Here is a 17346-nt window from a genome sequence, read left to right as displayed (position 1 = left end):
GTTCCCTTATTGGTAGACGTCGTGTTTGTGTGCTTTCGACGGAGACTGTTGCGACGACTTGGCCTGCTCTGCAGGATCCTGGCTGTCATCGGGCAGGTACAGCGGGCCTTTTTGACCACAGGCCGATACCAGGCAGGCAACCGCGACGAGCGCAGCAAGGGAAGAGATCAGGCGCTTCATGGCGAAATCCTTGAAAATGCGTTAATTGCGCCGGAGTATACCGGCCACCCGGCAGCTTGCCTATGTGACGCGGCTCCCGTCCGGCGGGCCTTTGACTGTGGCGCAGTAACTTGTCCTGCGTTGCGCAGGGATATTTCGTACCGCACCTCGTCCTTGGTGGTTATTCTTTGCAATCATCGGGGCTCGCCCGTATCTTGCGGCGCTTGAGCGTGAGTAGACACTTTTTGAGGTTCCCGTAATGAGTTTGACTGAAGCCCGTTTTCACGACCTGGTCGATGCCACCCAGCAGACGCTGGAGGATATTTTCGATGAGAGTGACCTGGATATCGATCTGGAGAGCTCGGCCGGTGTGCTCACCGTCAAGTTCGAAAACGGCAGCCAGTTGATCTTCAGTCGTCAGGAGCCGTTGCGGCAATTGTGGTTGGCGGCGGTGTCGGGTGGCTTCCACTTCGACTACGACGAAGAGAGCAAGCGCTGGATGTGCGACAAGAGCGACGAGCAACTGGGCGAGATGCTCGAGCGCATCGTCAAGCAGCAAGCCGACGTTGAACTCGATTTCGAAGGTCTGTGAGATCGTGACCCAGCCCGCGCCCGTTCGCCCGCCCAAACCGCTCTATAGCAACGTCAGCCCGGCAGTGCCTTCGCCGTGCAGCGGTGTGTGCCGGCTGGATGAGCAGAAGGTTTGCCTGGGGTGTTTTCGGCATGTCGAAGATATCCGTGAATGGCGCTCGGCCGATGATGAGCGGCGGCGGGTGATTTGCGTGCAGGCTGCACAACGCAAGTCTTCGGTCTAATCACTCTGTTGGGGCGACGGCTCTTTTTGTGGCGAGGGGGCTTGCCCCCGTTCGGCTGCGTGGCAGTCGTAAGCTTTTTGGGGCCGCTTCGCGACCCAACGGGGGCAAGCCCCCTCGCCACAGATGTCAGCGCTGGGCCGTGGTCGCCCCCCCCCCGGCTTGTTTATTTATTGAGCTGTGATAGTGTCCAGATACGCCTCAACCCATCGAGGCTCGTGAAAACCCCGCCTTTTTCTGGCGGGGTTTTGCTTTTTTCGTGCAGAAGAAAGGAGTCTGCCCTGATCATGACCGCACCTTCCATCACCCTTACCCGTCTGGACGTGCAACGTCTGGAGCGCCTGATCGACAGCCTGGATGACTCGCTGCCGGGCGTTATCGCGCTGCAAACCGAACTGGATCGCGCCGATACCCTGGTCGGTCACGAAGAGGTGCCGGCCGATGTCGTGACCATGAATTCTAAAGTGCATTGCCGCGAAGAAAGCAGTGGCAAGGACTACCACCTGACCCTGGTCTACCCCAAGGATGCCAACGCCGACGAAGGCAGGATTTCCATTCTGGCGCCGGTGGGCAGTGCGTTGCTCGGCCTGAAGGTTGGCCAGCACATCGACTGGCCGGCACCGGGTGGCAAGACCCTCAAACTGACCCTGCTGGAAGTCGAATCGCAACCTGCCAATGGCGGCGCTTTCCCGGAATAAAACCCCTCAGACCTGCTCGAGCGCCTCGTTCAATGCGCGCTCCAGGTAGGCCTTGTAGCGCAAATACAAATTGCTTGAGCTCTGACCATCACCGAGCAGGCCCGACAGGTCCAGGTCGGTGATGTAGCAGCGATAGCGTTCGGTCTCGCGGCGCTGTTCGACGATTTCCCGGGCGACCACGCTGAACAGCTGGTCGCCATGTTCCAGCTCTGAAAATTCCCGCTGATTGCAATACAACGTGACTTGCACCTGTCCCGGTGCGGCTTTGCCGACGATCGCCTGCACGTCATAGAACGGTTTGTTGACCGGAGTTTGCGGCGCTGGCCGGGTTTCGACCCGACGCGCCCGCGCGGCGCCTGAAGGCAACAACTGGTAATACAAAGTTTCCAGGCTCAGCGGCTGGGCGGCGTCCATCGGTAGCAAGGCGTCGCGCCGGTACTGGATCGACTGCAGGAAACGTTGCAGCGGCACCAGCAGGCTCTGTTCGTCGTGATAGGGCAAGCGTTGTTGCCACAAGGCATTGAACTCATCCAGTACGTACATATCGGCCTGGTGTTCGTTGATCCGGTAGAACACCTGAACGCAGTCGGGTTGCCCCATGGGCAGGATCAGCGCCAGGTCGTGGTCTTCCAGTGCCATCGGGTCCAGATGCAGCGGGCTGTAGCTCGCCAGCTCTTCGCCGAGGTAGTCGAGCAGCGCCGGCAGCGTGGCGAGGGCAACGTGATTGACCTGGCCGGGCACCAGCTCCAGCACGTGGTAATGCTGCTGGACCTGAATCAGGTAACGATGATTGAGTTTGCTCAGCAGCAGGTTTTGCGCGGTATCGAGAACTTCCTCGACCCGTCGGGCAATGAATTGCGCGCGGTTGTGGCAGAAGCAACGCACCCGCAGCTTGGGCTGCTGTGGCCCGTCCGGCAGGTTGTTGAGGTAATCGCGCAGGCAGTCGAGCAGGGCATGGGGGCCGTCAAAGCGGCTGACCAGCACTTCGTTCCAGCTGTTGAGCGTGACCTGATCCAGGGTCAGCACCAGATTTTCCCGCACGCCGGCGTAGCTCAGGGAATCGGTGCGCTCGGTGGTCATCAGGATGTTCATGTCGCGATGGTGCTTGAGCGGATCGACGCCGACGTTCACCAGAATCAGTATTTCGCTCGGCACGCTGGCGCGCAGCAAAGGCTCTTCGGCGACGGTGATCAGGGGCAGGGCGATGCTTTGCTGCAGGCTGCCGAGCAGGTTGAACAGTTCGAACTCGCTCAAGTCGCTGGTGCCGGGGTGCAGGGCCAGGCGGGTGCTGCTGTCGATCACGCCGTTACGGTGACACCAGGTGAGCAGTTCGAGTAACTGGCGGCTGCGCTTGATCGGCGCGAAATGCTCCCACTCATGAGCGGTCAGGCTGCCGTTGTACAAACCCCATTGGGTTTGCCCCGGCTCTCTCTTATTCGGGGCCTGCACCAGCGTCAGGGTGTCTTCGGCCAGATCGGGGGCGATGCCCGGGTTGATGCATTCGACCTTGTCGGCCTTGCGCTCGAAGGCCGCGTACAACCGCCGGCCCAGCACATTGAGGTCGCGCTTGTTGATCAGGCTGACGGTCTGCTCGTTACGGGCAAACTGTGTCAGGAAGCGGTAGCTGTAATTCAGTTCGCCGACCAAGGCACGGCGCTCGGCGCTGACCTGGCGGACTTTCCACTGGCTGCGGCTGTCGAGCAACGCCAACTGACGCTGATCCCAATGCCATTCGTGGGCCAGGCGTTCGAGCAGCGAACGCTGCCAGCTCTGGGTTCGACCGCTGCTGCCGGTGAGCTTGCGATTGACCTTCAGGTACAGCGCACGGCGTACCAGTTCGAGCCGCTCCGGTTCGCCCCGAGCCGTGAGGTATTCCTCGATGCGCCGGTAAACCACCATGTACGGGTCCAGTTCATCGAGGTCCAGTCGATTGGCAAACACCGCCTGTTTGAAACGCAGGCTCAGGCAGTGGACTTTCGGGTGTTCACTGGCGTAGACCTCGGTCAGCAGCAGTTTTAGCACTGATTTGTAGGGCGATTCGATGCCTTTGAACAACTGCCAGAGCCCGGCACCGATGAATTCCCCGGGCGGGATGTGCGCCAGATGCCCCAGGTCCAGTGTTTCGTCGGTACGGATGAAGCGTTTGGAAAGCAACGTGTGGGTGTAACGGTCGTACGCAGCCTCTTCGTAGACCGGCACCAGCCACCAGATGGGGGTGCGTCCGGCCAGCCAGATCGCGGTTCGATAGAACTCGTCCAGCAGCAGATAGTGCTGGGTGGTGCCACAGTCTTCCGAGCTCAACTGCGTATCGCGCTCGCCGAGCACGAAACGGGCCGGGTCGATCAGGAAAAAGTGCGCCTCGGCGCCCTGGCTGGCGGCCCAGACTTCCAGCAACTGGCATTTCTTGCGCAGTTCAGCGAGCTCGCTTTCGCTCAGGTCCGGCCCATGACAGACCCACACGTCCATGTCGCTCTGATCGGCCTGGGCCAGGGTGCCGAGACTGCCCATCAGGAACAGGCCGTGAATGGGGCGCGGCGGATTGCTGCCATGGCGCGGCTTGTAGGAAAACGAGCGGGTCAGGCGTTGGGCTTCGGCGAGGGTGTTGGTGTCGGGTTCGTAATTCGACAACCCGGCCGGGGTGCTACCCGAAACGTAACCCGGCAACAGCGGATGATTGACGTGGAAAAACAGCGGCAACAGGGTCAGCACCGTTTGCTGGCGGGTCGACAACCCTTCCATGGCGCGGGCCATGCGGCCCTCGTTGAGCTTCAGGAAACGGGCGCGCAGCTGGCTGAGAACCTTGCGGTCGATTCCCTCGTCCAGATCGGGGCGGATTTCATGGGTGCGGGTCATGTCAGCTCAATCCGGCTCGCGGGGCTCGGACGTAGGAGGGCTCAGGGTGAGGGGCAGTTTAGCGCCTCGGCCCCGGGACTTTTAAGCTGATTTTGTTTTCCTGGCGTCAGATTTCTATCGTTTGGCGACGGCAGGTAACAGGGCCAGTCATCAAGTGTGCCCGCGGAAATCCCGTGACAGAGCTTTCCGTGGGCTATGCAGTGATGCTCAGGCTGTTTCCCGCACGGACAGAATGGTGAGAACGGTCTGCACATTTTGTGCGGCGTCACGCCCCAGGCTGGTCAGGTAACCGCCATCGGGCTGGGTGATCAATTCTTTGTCGAACAGTCTTTGTGCGGCGGCAATGGCTTTCGGGGCAGCGGTCTGATGAATTTTCAAACCTTCCTGGGAACTGTCCAGGTTGAAGAGTGCGAGGATTTCCAGTTCGGCAACCAACTCAGGGGTAAGCGACATAAGGACTCCAGACTTTCTAGGAATTAGACGATAGCGCCCCTAAGGTGAACCCGTCGGTGAGGCATGTCCAGTGCTGGCAACAGGGTTTTTCTCCCCGAGAGGCATTCCCCGGAGGGTGATACGGACAGCGGGGGTGGTTTCTGTAGGAGCGAGCGCGCTCCTACAGGGGGGGCGGGGTTATTGCTTTTCCGGCGGCAACTCTGGCAGTGCGCGCAGCGCCGTTTCATACCATTCGGTGTCGAATGCACGGTCCTCATCGAGCATGGCGTCGATCTCGTAGGCCAGCACATGGGCCATCAGGTTGAGGATTTCTTCACGTTCGTAACCCACCAGGGTCAGCTTGTTGAAGGTTGCCTTGGCCGCTGGCGGGTTGTCGCTTTCGATCTGGTTTTCGATTGCTTCGATCAGCGTCGTTTCGGCGAATTCTTCTTCGTCGTTGTCGATGTCGTTTGGCTCGCTCATGGCAGGCTCCTCAAGGAAAGGCGGCCAGTTTACCTGCATTCAGCATTGTGATGCTGCTGGCAAGAAGTGCCTGGGCGTTCTATAACTGGCGCTGCCAACCCCCTGCACGGCCTGGAGGCTATGTAATGCTCAAGCTTTATGGATTTTGCGTCAGCAACTATTACAACATGGTCAAGCTGGCGTTGCTGGAGAAGGGACTGTCGTTTGAAGAAGTGCCGTTTTACCCAGGCACCAGCCCCGAGGCGCTGGCCATCAGCCCGCGCGGCAAGGTTCCGGTACTGGGCGTCGAGCAAGGTTTCGTCAACGAAACCAGCGTGATTCTCGAGTACCTCGAGCAGAGCCAGAAAGGCACACCGCTGCTGCCGAGCGAGCCCTTCGAGCGAGCGCAGGCGCTGGCTTTGGCCAAGGAAATCGAGTTGTACATCGAACTGCCGGCGCGCGCCTGCTACCCCGAAGCGTTTTTCGGCATGTCAGTGCCGGAGGCGATCAAGGACAAGACCAAGGCCGAGTTGCTGCTGGGGTTCGCCTCACTGGGCAGGCACGGCAAGTTCGCCCCTTACGTGGCGGGCGACCGTCTCAGCATTGCGGATTTGTATTTCCTGTACAGCGTGCCGATGGCTTGTGCCGTGGCGCAGAAGCTGTTCGATATCGATCCGTTGGCTGAGATGCCGGCGGCCAAGGCGCTGCTGGAGCGTCTGGGGCAGAATCCGAACGTGCAGCGAATTGCGGCAGACAAGGACGCATCAATGCCCGCGTTTCTGGAGATGATCGCGTCGAAGAAATAGATTGTGTAACGATCTTGAAAATGCCTTCGCGGGCAAGTCTCGCGCCTGAGGGGTACGGTCCCCTGTAGGCGCGAGCGGTGCGGCGATCCGACTTGCCCGCGAAGCTTTTAACGGCTGGCGAGCAATGCCTGACCGCGAGCCACGGCAGCCTTGACCTGTGCCGGCGCGGTTCCGCCGATATGGTCACGGGCATTCACCGAACCTTCCAGGGTCAGCACGGCAAACACGTCCTGCTCGATCTGGTCGCTGAACTTGCGCAGTTCTTCCAGGCTCATTTCCGCCAGGTCCTTGCCGCTGTCTACGCCGTACTTCACCGCGTGGCCAACGATCTCGTGGCAATCACGGAACGGCAAGCCGCGGCGTACCAGGTAGTCGGCCAGGTCGGTGGCGGTCGAGAAGCCGCGCAGGGCCGCTTCGCGCATCATCGCGTGCTTGGGCTTGATCGCCGGGATCATGTCGGCAAAGGCCCGCAGCGAGTCGCGCAGGGTGTCGGCGGCGTCGAACAGCGGTTCCTTGTCTTCCTGGTTGTCCTTGTTGTAGGCCAGGGGCTGGCCTTTCATCAGGGTCAGCAGGCCCATCAGCGCGCCAAATACCCGGCCAGTCTTGCCGCGAACCAGCTCCGGCACGTCCGGGTTTTTCTTTTGCGGCATGATCGAGCTACCGGTGCAGAACCGGTCCGGCAGATCGATGAACTGGAACTGCGCGCTGGTCCACAGCACGAGCTCTTCGGAGAACCGCGACAAGTGCATCATCGCGATGCTCGCGGCCGAGCAGAACTCGATGGCGAAGTCGCGATCGGACACGTTGTCCAGGGAGTTGCCGCCAACAGCGTCGAAGCCCAGCAACTGTGCGGTGTACTCGCGGTCGATCGGGTAGGTGGTGCCAGCCAGTGCAGCGCTGCCCAGCGGCATGCGGTTGGTACGCTTGCGGCAGTCCACCAGGCGCTCGTAGTCGCGGCTGAGCATTTCGAACCAGGCCAGCATGTGGTGCCCGAAAGTCACCGGCTGCGCGGTTTGCAGGTGGGTGAAGCCTGGCATGATGCTGCCGGCTTCGCGCTCGGCCTGCTCCAGCAAGCCTTTTTGCAGGCGGGTGATCTCGGCCAGGATCAGGTCGATCTCGTCACGCAGCCACAGACGAATGTCGGTGGCGACCTGGTCGTTGCGGCTACGGCCGGTGTGCAGCTTTTTACCGGTCACGCCGATGCGGTCGGTCAGGCGCGCCTCGATGTTCATATGCACGTCTTCGAGGTCGATGCGCCAGTCGAACTGGCCGGCCTCGATTTCACCCTGGATGGTCTTCAGGCCATCGATGATGCTGTCGCGCTCGGCATCGGTCAGCACGCCGACCTTGGCCAGCATCGTGGCGTGGGCGATCGAGCCCATGATGTCGTGGCGATACAGGCGCTGGTCGAAGGTGACGGAGGCGGTGAAGCGGGCAACGAAGGCGTCGACGGGTTCACTGAAGCGGCCGCCCCAGGACTGATTGGTCTTGTCAGTGCTCATGAATTCGCTCGTATCGGCTTGAAGAAAGATGGCGTGGAACGCTGACGCGGATAATAACAGGGTTGCCAATCCTGTCGCTGACACTGGTCGATACGTTTTTTTCTCATGGGGCGATCCATACTCGAAGCCAGCGATGCGCAAATTGCGCAACGATATTTCTCATTTGAGCAATATCGTCGCGGCAACCGTCTACAGTTGGACAGTAGGATCAGCGCACTTCTCGATGCTGCAGCTGACTATAGAGAGAAGAGGGGTGTTCATATTGTGTATCAGCAAACCCTATGGCGATGCCTCGCCAACGCGGGCCTGGGCCGTCAGTCACCCGGCAGATGAAAATTTAGCCGCCGGTCTTGCGGCACTTTTTGGCCCTCGCGCTAGTCTTAGCGTGGATCGCGGTGACGGACGTCACTTCACCTGTCTACGCTATCTTTGTGCGAGACTCACGCAGGAATCCAGCGCAATATGAATGTCCTGATCGTTGATGACGAACCCCTGGCCCGCGAGCGCCTGAGCCGAATGGTCGGCGAACTCGAGGGATACAACGTCCTGGAGCCCAGCGCCACGAATGGCGAAGAGGCATTGGCACTGATCGACAGCCACAAGCCGGATATCGTACTGCTCGATATTCGCATGCCGGGCCTCGATGGCCTGCAAGTGGCGGCACGATTGTGCGAACGCGAAACCCCGCCCGCCGTGGTGTTTTGCACAGGGCCCGATGAATTTGCCGTGGAAGCCCTACAGGCCAGCGCCGTGGGCTATCTGGTGAAGCCAGTGCGCACAGAACAGTTACATGAAGCATTGAAAAAAGCCGAGCGCCCCAATCGTGTCCAGCTCGCAGCCTTGACTCGTCCTGCCGCCGAAACCGGCAGCGGCCCACGCAGCCATATCAGCGCCCGCACCCGTAAAGGTATTGAACTGATCCCGTTGGGCCAGGTGGTCTACTTTATTGCCGACCACAAGTACGTGACCTTGCGCCATGAAGGTGGCGAAGTGCTGCTGGATGAGCCACTCAAGGCCCTCGAAGACGAGTTCGGCGACCGTTTCGTGCGGATCCACCGCAACGCACTGGTCGCCCGCGAACGCATTGAACGGCTGCAACGCACCCCCCTGGGGCATTTCCAGCTGTTTCTCAAAGGCCTGAACGGCGACGCCCTGATCGTCAGCCGACGCCATGTGGCCGGCGTGCGCAAAATGATGCAGCAGCTTTAATCCGCCATTCAGGGCGGATTTCTACCCTGTTTTCGGACCTTGAGGGCCAGGGAGGCCATGCAGTTTCTGATACAAGTCAAAGTGGATTTGGCTGAGCTGTTATTATCTGCCGTATCTATTCAGTACGGATTGATCCATGTCCTCTCGCGAAATCCGCATCGCCACCCGCAAAAGTGCTCTCGCCCTGTGGCAGGCCGAATACGTCAAGGCTCGTCTGGAACAGGCCCATCCGGGCCTGCTCGTGACACTGGTGCCCATGGTCAGTCGCGGCGACAAGCTGCTCGATTCGCCCCTGTCGAAAATCGGCGGCAAGGGCCTGTTCGTCAAGGAGCTGGAAACCGCGCTGCTGGAAAACGAAGCCGACATCGCCGTGCATTCGATGAAAGACGTGCCGATGGACTTCCCCGAAGGCCTCGGTCTGTTCTGCATCTGCGAGCGCGAAGACCCGCGCGATGCATTTGTCTCCAATACCTTCGCCAGCCTGGATGAGTTGCCGCCAGGCAGAATCGTCGGCACCTCCAGCCTGCGCCGCCAGGCTCAGTTGCTGACCCGTCGCCCGGACCTGGAAATCCGCTTCCTGCGCGGCAACGTCAACACGCGCCTGGCCAAGCTCGATGCCGGCGAATACGACGCCATCATCCTCGCCGCGGCGGGTTTGATTCGTTTGGGCTTCGAAGACCGCATCACCTCGGCCATCAGTGTCGATGACAGCCTGCCGGCCGGTGGCCAGGGCGCGGTCGGTATCGAGTGCCGTAGCGCCGACACTGAGATTCATGCACTGCTCGCGCCGCTGCATCACCAGGATACGGCCATCCGCGTGACCGCTGAACGTGCCCTCAACAAACATCTGAATGGCGGCTGCCAGGTGCCGATCGCCTGCTACGCCGTGCTTGAAGGCGAGCAGATCTGGTTGCGTGGTTTGGTGGGCGATCCGAACGGCGGCCTGCTGCTCTGCGCCGAGGCCCGAGCGCCACGCAGCGAGGCCGAGGCCTTGGGCGTGCAAGTGGCCGAAGACCTGCTGAGTCAGGGCGCCGACGCCATTCTCAAAGCAGTCTATGGCGAGGCTGGGCACGAGTGACTGGCTGGCGCCTGCTGCTGACGCGCCCTGCGGATGAATCGGCGGTGCTTGCCCGTGTGCTGGCTGACGCGGGGGTTTTCAGTAGCAGCTTGCCGCTTTTGGACATCGAGCCGATGCCGGCCTCTGCCACAATGCGCGCAGTGATTCAGGACCTGGATCGCTATTGCGCGGTGATCGTGGTCAGCAAGCCGGCCGCCAGAATCGCTGTAGAGCTGCTCCACCAGTATTGGCCGCAACCACCGGTTCTGACATGGTTCAGCGTCGGCGCGGCGACGGCGCAGATCCTTGAGGCCAACGGGCTGGATGTGAGTTTCCCGGCCGACGGTGATGATAGCGAAGCCTTGCTTGAACTTCCACGATTGCGCGAGGCTATCGCCCATCCCGATCCTCGGGTGTTGATCGTGCGTGGGGAGGGTGGGCGCGAGTTGCTGGCTGAGCGTTTGCGCGAGCTTGGTGCTAGTGTCGAGTATCTGGAGTTGTACCGACGCGGCTTACCGCAGTACCCACCGGCAGCGCTGCCTGAGCGGATCGAGGCGGAACGCTTGAACGGGCTGGTGGTCAGCAGTGGACAGGGTTTTGAGCACCTGCACCGATTGGCTGGCGATGCCTGGCCGATCATGGCGCGGTTGCCGTTGTTTGTTCCAAGCCCCAGGGTCGCCGAGCTGGCACGCGCCGCCGGGGCCCAAACAGTTGTGGATTGTCGTGGCGCCAGTGCCGCGGCCTTGCTGACGGCGTTACGGGAGCACCCCGTACCCGTTTTCTAATGCAAAGGATGGATACGTGAGCAAAACAGCCTTGCCTAAAGATGACGTCCAGCCGGTGCTCGATGCGCCGGTAGAAGCACCGGTTGTAACCGGGCCACCTGCTACTGAGCCGCGCCGAGGCAATGGGCTGGCAATCGTCGCGCTGCTGTTGGGCGCTGCCGGTGTTGCCGTGGGCGGTTGGGGAGTCTGGCAGGTGCGTCACCTGCAAGCCGATAACCTGCAACAGTTGAGTCAGGTACAGGCGTTGAACGATCAGGCGCAGAGCCTGAAGCTCAACGAGCAGCGTCTGACCGCTCGCCTCGAACAAATGCCTGCCGCCGAAGAGCTCGATGCGCGCAGTCGCTTGGTCACTCAACTTCAGGGCGATCAACAGCGTTTGAATCAACGCCTGGAAACCGTCCTCGGTGCCAGCCGCAAGGATTGGCGTCTGGCCGAGGCTGAGCATTTGCTGCGACTGGCCAGCCTGCGTCTGTCGGCGCTGCAGGACATCAGCAGCGCCCAGGCCCTGGTGCAGGGGGCCGATGAGATACTCCGTGAACAGAATGACCCGGGGGCTTTTGCCGCTCGCGAGCAAGTGGCCAAAACCCTGGTGGCCCTGCGCAGTACCGAACAGCCGGATCGCACCGGGTTGTTCCTGCGACTGGGTGCCTTGCGCGATCAAGTGATCAGCCTCACCGAACTGGCGCCCGAGTACAAGGACCGTGGCGAATCCCTGCTGGGCCTGACGGCCGATGGCGACGGCGCCAGTCGCTGGGCGCAATGGTGGGATCAGATCTCGCGTTACATCCGAATCGATTTCAACGCCGACAAGAATGTCCGTCCATTGCTGGCAGGGCAGAGCCTGAGCCAGGTGCGTCTGGCCTTGAGCCTGGCGCTGGAACAGGCGCAGTGGGCCGCGCTCAACGGTCAGGCTGCGGTTTACACTCAGGCGCTGACCGAGGCGCGGGACGTGCTCAAGGGTAACTTCAATCCGGACAACCCTCAGAGCAAGATCATGCTGGAGCAGGTGGCCGAGTTGAGCAAACAGCCAGTCACGGTGGTCACGCCGGATCTGACAGGCACGTTGAGCGCCGTCCAGGCTTACCTTGAGCGACGCAACGTCAACGCCGAGGACTCAGTGAAACCTCTGGCCAAACCTGCCGCGAGCACTGCGCAGGAGGCCACACCATGAAGCGTCTCTATGTGATCGTGTTCGTGGTCATCGCTGCCGCCGCCGCGTTGGGGCTGGCGATTGCCGAGCATTCCGGCTACGTGCTGATCGCCTACAAGAGCTTCCGTTACGAATCGAGCCTGTGGGCAACCCTGGCCTTGGTGGCCGTGCTGTGGCTGGTGTTCTGGGGCATCAAGGCGCTGGTCGAACTGGTGACAACTTCCGGTGGGGTGGTCAACCCATGGTCGCGGCGCAATCGCAGTCGACGGGTGCAAGTGGCGATCGAGCACGGCCAGCTGGATTTGGCCGAGGGCCGCTGGGCCAGTGCGCAGCGTCACCTGTATCGCGCGGCAGAAGCCGAACGTCAGCCGCTGCTCTACTACCTGGGTGCTGCCCGCGCCGCGAACGAACAAGGTCTCTACCAGGAAAGCGATAACTTGCTGGAGCGCGCTTTGGAGCGACAGCCCCAGGCCGAGCTGGCGATTGCCTTGAGTCATGCCCAATTGCAGACCGACCGCGGCGACACCGACGGCGCTCTGGTCACCCTGCAAGCCATGCACGAGCGTCATCCTCATAACGTCCAGACCCTGCGCCAGTTGCAACGCCTGCATCAGCAGCGGGGAGACTGGTCGGCAGTGATTCGCTTGCTGCCGGAGTTGCGCAAGGACAAGGTGCTGCCGCCAGCCGAGCTGGCTGAACTGGAGCAACGCGCCTGGGGTGAGAATCTTTCGTTGGCGGCGCACCGGGAAGAGGACGGAACGGTCGGTTTGCAATCGCTCGCTCGTGCCTGGCAGCAGCTCACCGCGGCTCAGCGGCAGGAACCGCAGCTGGTGCTGGCCTATGCCGAGCAACTGCGGCAACTGGGCGCGCAGGTCGAAGCCGAAGAGGTTCTGCGTACGGCTCTCAAGCGCAAATACGACAGTCATCTGGCACGCCTGTACGGTCTGGTTCGCGGTAGCGATCCGGCCAGACAGCTGCACACCGCTGAAGGTTGGCTCAAGGATCATCCGGCCGACCCGAGTCTGTTGCTGACGTTGGGCCGTTTGTGTCTGCAAAGCAGTCTGTGGGGCAAGGCCCGGGACTATCTGGAAAACAGTCTGCGTGTACAGCGTAATCCTGAAGCCTGCGCCGAACTGGCGCGGTTGCTGGCGCAATTGGGTGACACCGAACGCAGTAATCAGTTGTTCCAGGAGGGCTTGGGCCTGCTGGACGAGCGCTTGCTGTCGGCTCCGCTGCCGGTGCCGGCTCATGCTTGATGCCGGCCTATAGCCGCTGCCGGAGGCTGCGTTCGGCTGCGCCGCAGTCGTAAAATCAGGCGCCGCAGTCGGAACAGGTGAGTCGTGTTAAACCGATTACGACTGCTGCGCAGCCGAACGCCGGCTGCGCCAGCTGCTATAGGGGAAGTCGTTCGTCAGGGCAATCCAACCGCTCCGAGTCTGCCACTGTTTTTGCGTTGTAGTCCTTGTCTGGCAAAGTCCTACAGCGGACTACATCTTATCCTCTCGACTCTGTCGGGAATTCCCTACACTTCTGGTGAAGTGTCCGTGCTGGCCTGCCTTGAAAGGCTGTTGCGCTTTCCTCTACCGTAACCGCTTGTCTCTACAGTTACGGAAAAGCCATGTCTTTGGCCTGCTCACGCTCCTTGTTTTTCATGGTTTTCATTGCAGGTGCCCTGGCCTTGGGCGTTTCCTATTACCTGGAATATGCGGTCGGCCTCAAGCCTTGCGGGTTGTGCCTGTTGCAGCGGGTTTGCCTGGCGCTGCTCACGGGTGTCTGCCTGACGGCTTCGGTGCAGGGGCCTGGTCGCTTGGGATCATTCCTGTATTGGCTACTGGGTCTGCTATGCAGTGTGGCGGGTACCGTCACGGCGTGGCGGCAGGTTGTGTTGCAGAGCGATCCGGTGCATCAGCTTTCGGCATGCTCGCCCAGCCTGACTGATCTGTTTGCCAGTACACCCTGGTTGTGTGCCGTGCAACGGTTGTTCAAGGGAACCGCCGACTGCGCGGAAATTTCCTGGACGCTGTTCGACCTGAGTATCCCGGAATGGAGCCTGTTGTTCTTCGTTGCGATGATAATTCTGGGCGGGTATCAATTGCTGCGCCTTGTCTGGATCGCGTGTCAGCGACCGCTCAGCGACGAGTCGTCGCACCGGGTATTGGCGGGCGATTAAACACTTGTATGAACTTTATCTCCTGCGTACCTTGAAGCCATAGGCGCGCGGGCATAATCTGGCCCGCACGTATCATTGGAATTATGTTGCTCGTTGCTGTTCTGCCTGACCCAGACCGGATGTGCCGAGTCTAGCGGCAGGCATGGGACGGCATCACCCAATAGGGAAGAGAGATCGCCATGTTAGATAGTTGTCAGAATGCTCAGGAACGCTGGGGTGGGGTTCATAAGCTCATTGACCGCTGGCTACAAGAGCGTGAAGAGTTGGTAACGGCGTTCCGCGATCTACGAGATGCCAAACCGGCTTTCGCCGACAAGTCCTTGAACGGTCGGTTCTGTGAGATTCTTGTCGATTACGTTTCTGCCTGGCACTTCGAAGTAAGTGAGCATCTGGTCAATGAGGCCAAGGCCTTTGGCGACGATGGCGGCCTTGAACTGGCGGAGCAGATCAACCCGCGTATCGACGTGAGCACCGAGATGGCGCTGTCGTTCAATGATCATTGTCACAAGGGTGACTGCAATGACACCGAGCGTTTCGCCGAAGCGCTGGAAAAGCTGGGCAGCCAACTGCGTGAACGCTTCGAACTGGAAGATTGCCTGATCGAAGTGCTGCACACCGCCCACAAGGAAGAGAGTTCGGTTCAGGCCTGAACCCTTCCCGGCTGGACACTGAAAACGGTGCGCAATGCGCACCGTTTTTCGTTTCCGGCATTCAGCTTGTAGCGCCACGCAATTCGACTTCGAATACCAGCGGCGTGAACGGCGCGATCAAGTCGCCGGCACCGTCGGCGCCATAGGCTTGCGCTGATGGAATCACCAGGCGCCATTTCGCGCCGACCGGCATATTTTGCAGCGCGCTACGCCAGCCGCTGATCACACTATCAAGACTGAACCACTGCGGCTGACTGTTCTGATCGAACACGGTACCGTCAGGTAGACGACCGATATACAGCACCTGGACTTTGCCGTTCGGTCCTGCCTTCGCGCCGGTTCCGGGAGCCAGTTCGGTCAGCAATACTCCATCTGCCAATTGACGGACGCCGGGTTTGGTTTTTTCCTCATCGAGAAAACGCCGCTCTTTTTCGAGGGCAACTTCACTTTGCGCGATGGCGGGTTGCTCGGCGACCTGGGCTTCGTGCTCGGCAAGAATCTGTTCGATCTGCTCGTCTTTCAGTGCCAGCGGCTTACCTTGGTAGGCTTGCTGCAAACCTTCGAGCAGCGCCTGAAGTTGCAGGTCCGGAACCTCCTGGCGCAAGCGTTCGCCAAGGCTCGCACCCAAGCTGTAAGCGAGATCGTGAGCGTCATTTGTGGTGGTTTTTTCGGCGGCCTGGACCACGGAAAAAAACATGCACAGCAATAAAAAAAGGTAGCGCGACATAGGCACTCTCCGACCTGAGATGCGCAGGATTATGCCAGTGTGAATGCTCTCGAAGGTGAACTGGTTTTGCGTAAGCGCAGAACATTTTTACTTCGTTGCAACGTAGCGCTTTCGATACTGTCAACATGCCCTAGCGGCGGTTGCAGCAGAGGTCTAGTATGAGCCGCATTCACGTCAGCCAGGAGGTAAACCATGTCGGCCACCAAGAAGCCAGTAAATACTCCGTTGCACTTACTCCAACAACTCTCGGGCAGCCTGCTCGAGCACTTGGAAAACGCTTGTTCCCAAGCCTTGGCTGATGCTGAAAAACTGCTCGCCAAACTGGAAAAGCAGCGCGGAAAAGCGCAGGAAAAACTGCATAAATCCCGCACCAAATTGCAGGACGCTGCGGCGGCCGGCAAAGCCAAGGCACAAGCCAAGGCCAAAGATGCGGTGAAAGAACTTGAGGACCTGCTCGACGCCCTCAAGGCTCGTCAGTCCGAAACTCGCAGCTACATCCTGCAACTCAAACGCGACGCTCAAGAAAGCCTGAAACTGGCCCAGGGTGTCGGTCGTGTCCAAGAGGCTGTCGGCAAGGCGTTGTCCCTGCGTTCGGCCAAGCCAGCCGCGGCACCTGCGAAGAAAGCCGCTGCCAAACCGACTGCTGCAAAAGCACCGGCCAAGCCTGCTGCGGCTCCTGTTAAAAAAACCGCCGCCAAAGCACCGGTAAAAGCTGCAGCGAAACCAGCCGCAAAACCTGCGGCGAAAAAACCAGTCGCTGCCAGCGCTGCGAAACCAGCAGCTAAAACGACAGCTGCCAAACCTGCCACTAAGCCAGTCGCTGCCAAAACAGCTGCCGCTAAACCCGCTGCAAAAACCACGGCTGCCAAACCCGCCGTGGCGAAAACTGCAGCTGCCAAACCGGCCGCTAAACCTGCTGCAAAACCAGCAGCCAAAACTGCCGCCGCCAAACCAGCTGCCAAACCTGTCGCGGCTAAAACCGCTGCAGCCAAGCCTGCTGCAAAACCGGCGGCGAAACCTGCTGCAAAAGCTGCAGCCAAACCCGCCGCTAAGCCGGCTGCCAAAACTGCTGCCGCGAAACCTGCCGTCGCTGCCAAGCCAGCGACTGCCGCCAAACCAGCTGTAGCGAAACCAGCAGCCAAACCTGCCGCTGCCAAGCCGGCTGCAAAACCTGCCGCCAAGCCAGCAGCAAAACCGGCCGTGAAAAAGCCAGTCGTTGCTGCGAAGCCGACTGCCGCACCTGTCGCCAAGCCAGCAACCCCGGCCCCTGCCCCGGCTGCATCGGCTTCGCCGGCTCCGGTAGCCACTACCTCGACAGCTTCGCCTGCGCCAACGCCAGCCGCATCGTCGAGCACCAGCACTACCCCAACCAGCGCTTCCTAAGTGCCGGTTACCGCGACGCGCAGCTGATGCAGCGCGTCGCGGCTCAGGTTGGCGGCGCCTGCTGCCATACCTTCCAGCCAGGCCGTTAGATCGGTCGCCCCACACTGCGGCCAACTCTGCGCCAAACGCTCCAGTCGCAGCAACAAATGCCTTTCGGCTTCCAACTCCAGTGTCTTCACTTGTTCGCGTAAATCATCCAGACCGGCATCCTCGCTGGCAGCGGCTTTCCATTGCTGGCGCAAGGTGCGCAACGGTTGCACGACATCCGCGTCCCAAGGCCCGGCTACATCGCGTAGCAGCTGCAAGCGTTGTTCGTTGCAGGCGACTCCACGTTGCCCCAGCCACAATCCACAGAGCAGCAGGCACACGTTCACCCCCGTCGACTGCAATTGCAGGCAGGCGCCTTCAACGCCGGGGCGGGCGTAGGTGTCGAGGGAAAAGCTCCACAGGTCAGAGGACATAGTGCTACTCGCGCCAGTTGCGAGCGAAGC

Annotated in this window: 19 protein-coding genes; 12 read left to right on the top strand and 7 right to left on the bottom strand. The window is 60.5% G+C overall.

The window, feature by feature from the left end:
* Positions 1-6 precede the first annotated feature (6 nt).
* Positions 7-180 carry an LPS translocon maturation chaperone LptM gene (lptM, locus tag ACEN9A_RS28885; RefSeq protein WP_007941283.1) on the bottom strand — a complete coding sequence of 58 codons (174 nt, stop codon included), beginning with the start codon at positions 178-180 and terminating at the stop codon, positions 7-9.
* Between the two features lie 238 nt (positions 181-418).
* Here lptM and cyaY point away from each other — a divergent pair, with 238 nt between their 5' ends.
* The 3 genes from cyaY to rnk all read left to right on the top strand — a co-directional run bounded on the left by cyaY (position 419) and on the right by rnk (position 1669).
* Positions 419-751 (top strand): iron donor protein CyaY, encoded by a 333-nt coding sequence (gene cyaY / locus ACEN9A_RS28880; RefSeq protein WP_018927535.1) that lies wholly within the window; start codon positions 419-421, stop codon positions 749-751.
* Positions 752-755: 4 nt separating this feature from the next.
* Positions 756-974, top strand: a complete 219-nt coding sequence (locus ACEN9A_RS28875; RefSeq protein ID WP_258671601.1) for a DUF1289 domain-containing protein — start codon at positions 756-758, stop codon at positions 972-974.
* 284 nt (positions 975-1258) lie between these two features.
* Entirely contained in the window at positions 1259-1669 is a 411-nt protein-coding gene (rnk, locus tag ACEN9A_RS28870) for a nucleoside diphosphate kinase regulator (RefSeq protein ID WP_007941285.1), read from the top strand.
* Between the two features lie 6 nt (positions 1670-1675).
* On the opposite strand, the gene ACEN9A_RS28865 is transcribed toward rnk, so the two are convergent.
* From ACEN9A_RS28865 to ACEN9A_RS28855, 3 genes are all read right to left on the bottom strand, one after another.
* Positions 1676-4522, bottom strand: a complete 2847-nt coding sequence (locus ACEN9A_RS28865; RefSeq protein ID WP_258671600.1) for a class I adenylate cyclase — start codon at positions 4520-4522, stop codon at positions 1676-1678.
* Positions 4523-4729: 207 nt separating this feature from the next.
* Positions 4730-4975, bottom strand: coding sequence for a TIGR02647 family protein (locus tag ACEN9A_RS28860; RefSeq protein ID WP_007894898.1), 246 nt, complete (start codon positions 4973-4975; stop codon positions 4730-4732).
* A 177-nt stretch (positions 4976-5152) separates the two neighbouring features.
* Positions 5153-5437: a hypothetical protein gene (locus ACEN9A_RS28855; RefSeq protein WP_018927538.1), complete on the bottom strand. Its 285-nt coding sequence runs from the start codon at positions 5435-5437 to the stop codon at positions 5153-5155.
* Between the two features lie 125 nt (positions 5438-5562).
* Between ACEN9A_RS28855 and ACEN9A_RS28850 the strand changes: the two genes are divergently transcribed.
* Complete coding sequence (locus ACEN9A_RS28850; protein WP_019650121.1) at positions 5563-6222, top strand: glutathione S-transferase family protein; 660 nt, start codon at positions 5563-5565, stop codon at positions 6220-6222.
* 107 nt (positions 6223-6329) lie between these two features.
* On the opposite strand, the gene argH is transcribed toward ACEN9A_RS28850, so the two are convergent.
* The gene (gene argH / locus ACEN9A_RS28845; RefSeq protein ID WP_019580504.1) at positions 6330-7724 is read right to left on the bottom strand and encodes an argininosuccinate lyase; all 1395 of its coding nucleotides are present in this window, start codon (positions 7722-7724) and stop codon (positions 6330-6332) included.
* A gap of 462 nt (positions 7725-8186) precedes the next feature.
* Between argH and ACEN9A_RS28840 the strand changes: the two genes are divergently transcribed.
* The 7 genes from ACEN9A_RS28840 to rsd all read left to right on the top strand — a co-directional run bounded on the left by ACEN9A_RS28840 (position 8187) and on the right by rsd (position 14745).
* Positions 8187-8933, top strand: coding sequence for a LytR/AlgR family response regulator transcription factor (locus ACEN9A_RS28840; RefSeq protein ID WP_007899317.1), 747 nt, complete (start codon positions 8187-8189; stop codon positions 8931-8933).
* A gap of 136 nt (positions 8934-9069) precedes the next feature.
* Positions 9070-10011, top strand: coding sequence for a hydroxymethylbilane synthase (gene hemC, locus ACEN9A_RS28835; RefSeq protein WP_258671598.1), 942 nt, complete (start codon positions 9070-9072; stop codon positions 10009-10011).
* A complete protein-coding gene (locus tag ACEN9A_RS28830; RefSeq protein WP_258671596.1) occupies positions 10008-10775 on the top strand; it encodes a uroporphyrinogen-III synthase in 768 nt (255 codons plus the stop codon). The genes hemC and ACEN9A_RS28830 overlap by 4 nt, the downstream gene beginning before the upstream one ends.
* Before the next feature lie 16 nt (positions 10776-10791).
* A complete protein-coding gene (locus tag ACEN9A_RS28825) occupies positions 10792-11946 on the top strand; it encodes a uroporphyrinogen-III C-methyltransferase (RefSeq protein ID WP_064621060.1) in 1155 nt (384 codons plus the stop codon).
* Entirely contained in the window at positions 11943-13181 is a 1239-nt protein-coding gene (locus ACEN9A_RS28820) for a heme biosynthesis protein HemY (protein WP_018927545.1), read from the top strand. Before ACEN9A_RS28825 ends, ACEN9A_RS28820 begins: the two co-directional genes overlap by 4 nt.
* Positions 13182-13543: 362 nt before the next feature.
* Entirely contained in the window at positions 13544-14095 is a 552-nt protein-coding gene (locus tag ACEN9A_RS28815) for a disulfide bond formation protein B (RefSeq protein WP_258671594.1), read from the top strand.
* A 179-nt stretch (positions 14096-14274) separates the two neighbouring features.
* Positions 14275-14745, top strand: a complete 471-nt coding sequence (gene rsd / locus ACEN9A_RS28810; RefSeq protein WP_258671593.1) for a sigma D regulator — start codon at positions 14275-14277, stop codon at positions 14743-14745.
* Between the two features lie 61 nt (positions 14746-14806).
* Here the strand turns inward: rsd and ACEN9A_RS28805 are convergent, their stop codons facing one another.
* A complete protein-coding gene (locus tag ACEN9A_RS28805) occupies positions 14807-15472 on the bottom strand; it encodes an FKBP-type peptidyl-prolyl cis-trans isomerase (RefSeq protein WP_258671592.1) in 666 nt (221 codons plus the stop codon).
* 192 nt (positions 15473-15664) lie between these two features.
* Between ACEN9A_RS28805 and ACEN9A_RS28800 the strand changes: the two genes are divergently transcribed.
* Positions 15665-16855 carry an AlgP family protein gene (locus tag ACEN9A_RS28800; protein WP_258671591.1) on the top strand — a complete coding sequence of 397 codons (1191 nt, stop codon included), beginning with the start codon at positions 15665-15667 and terminating at the stop codon, positions 16853-16855.
* Here ACEN9A_RS28800 and ACEN9A_RS28795 read toward each other — a convergent pair.
* Positions 16852-17316 (bottom strand): TIGR02444 family protein, encoded by a 465-nt coding sequence (locus tag ACEN9A_RS28795; protein WP_258671589.1) that lies wholly within the window; start codon positions 17314-17316, stop codon positions 16852-16854. The genes ACEN9A_RS28800 and ACEN9A_RS28795 overlap by 4 nt on opposite strands.
* Positions 17317-17346 lie beyond the last annotated feature (30 nt).

The sequence above is a fragment of the Pseudomonas sp. Pseusp18 genome (genome assembly GCF_059506005.1).
This window is presented reverse-complemented; position numbering and strand designations above follow the sequence as displayed.

Excerpts from the sequence above, each read along its gene's own strand:
- lptM (WP_007941283.1), bottom strand. The coding sequence starts at position 180 with ATGAAGCGCCTGATCTCTTCCCTTGCTGCGCTCGTCGCGGTTGCCTGC.
- cyaY (WP_018927535.1), top strand. The coding sequence starts at position 419 with ATGAGTTTGACTGAAGCCCGTTTTCACGACCTGGTCGATGCCACCCAG.
- rnk (WP_007941285.1), top strand. The coding sequence starts at position 1,259 with ATGACCGCACCTTCCATCACCCTTACCCGTCTGGACGTGCAACGTCTG.
- ACEN9A_RS28865 (WP_258671600.1), bottom strand. The coding sequence starts at position 4,522 with ATGACCCGCACCCATGAAATCCGCCCCGATCTGGACGAGGGAATCGAC.
- ACEN9A_RS28860 (WP_007894898.1), bottom strand. The coding sequence starts at position 4,975 with ATGTCGCTTACCCCTGAGTTGGTTGCCGAACTGGAAATCCTCGCACTC.
- ACEN9A_RS28855 (WP_018927538.1), bottom strand. The coding sequence starts at position 5,437 with ATGAGCGAGCCAAACGACATCGACAACGACGAAGAAGAATTCGCCGAA.
- ACEN9A_RS28850 (WP_019650121.1), top strand. The coding sequence starts at position 5,563 with ATGCTCAAGCTTTATGGATTTTGCGTCAGCAACTATTACAACATGGTC.
- argH (WP_019580504.1), bottom strand. The coding sequence starts at position 7,724 with ATGAGCACTGACAAGACCAATCAGTCCTGGGGCGGCCGCTTCAGTGAA.
- ACEN9A_RS28840 (WP_007899317.1), top strand. The coding sequence starts at position 8,187 with ATGAATGTCCTGATCGTTGATGACGAACCCCTGGCCCGCGAGCGCCTG.
- hemC (WP_258671598.1), top strand. The coding sequence starts at position 9,070 with ATGTCCTCTCGCGAAATCCGCATCGCCACCCGCAAAAGTGCTCTCGCC.
- ACEN9A_RS28820 (WP_018927545.1), top strand. The coding sequence starts at position 11,943 with ATGAAGCGTCTCTATGTGATCGTGTTCGTGGTCATCGCTGCCGCCGCC.
- ACEN9A_RS28815 (WP_258671594.1), top strand. The coding sequence starts at position 13,544 with ATGTCTTTGGCCTGCTCACGCTCCTTGTTTTTCATGGTTTTCATTGCA.
- rsd (WP_258671593.1), top strand. The coding sequence starts at position 14,275 with ATGTTAGATAGTTGTCAGAATGCTCAGGAACGCTGGGGTGGGGTTCAT.
- ACEN9A_RS28805 (WP_258671592.1), bottom strand. The coding sequence starts at position 15,472 with ATGTCGCGCTACCTTTTTTTATTGCTGTGCATGTTTTTTTCCGTGGTC.
- ACEN9A_RS28800 (WP_258671591.1), top strand. The coding sequence starts at position 15,665 with ATGTCGGCCACCAAGAAGCCAGTAAATACTCCGTTGCACTTACTCCAA.
- ACEN9A_RS28795 (WP_258671589.1), bottom strand. The coding sequence starts at position 17,316 with ATGTCCTCTGACCTGTGGAGCTTTTCCCTCGACACCTACGCCCGCCCC.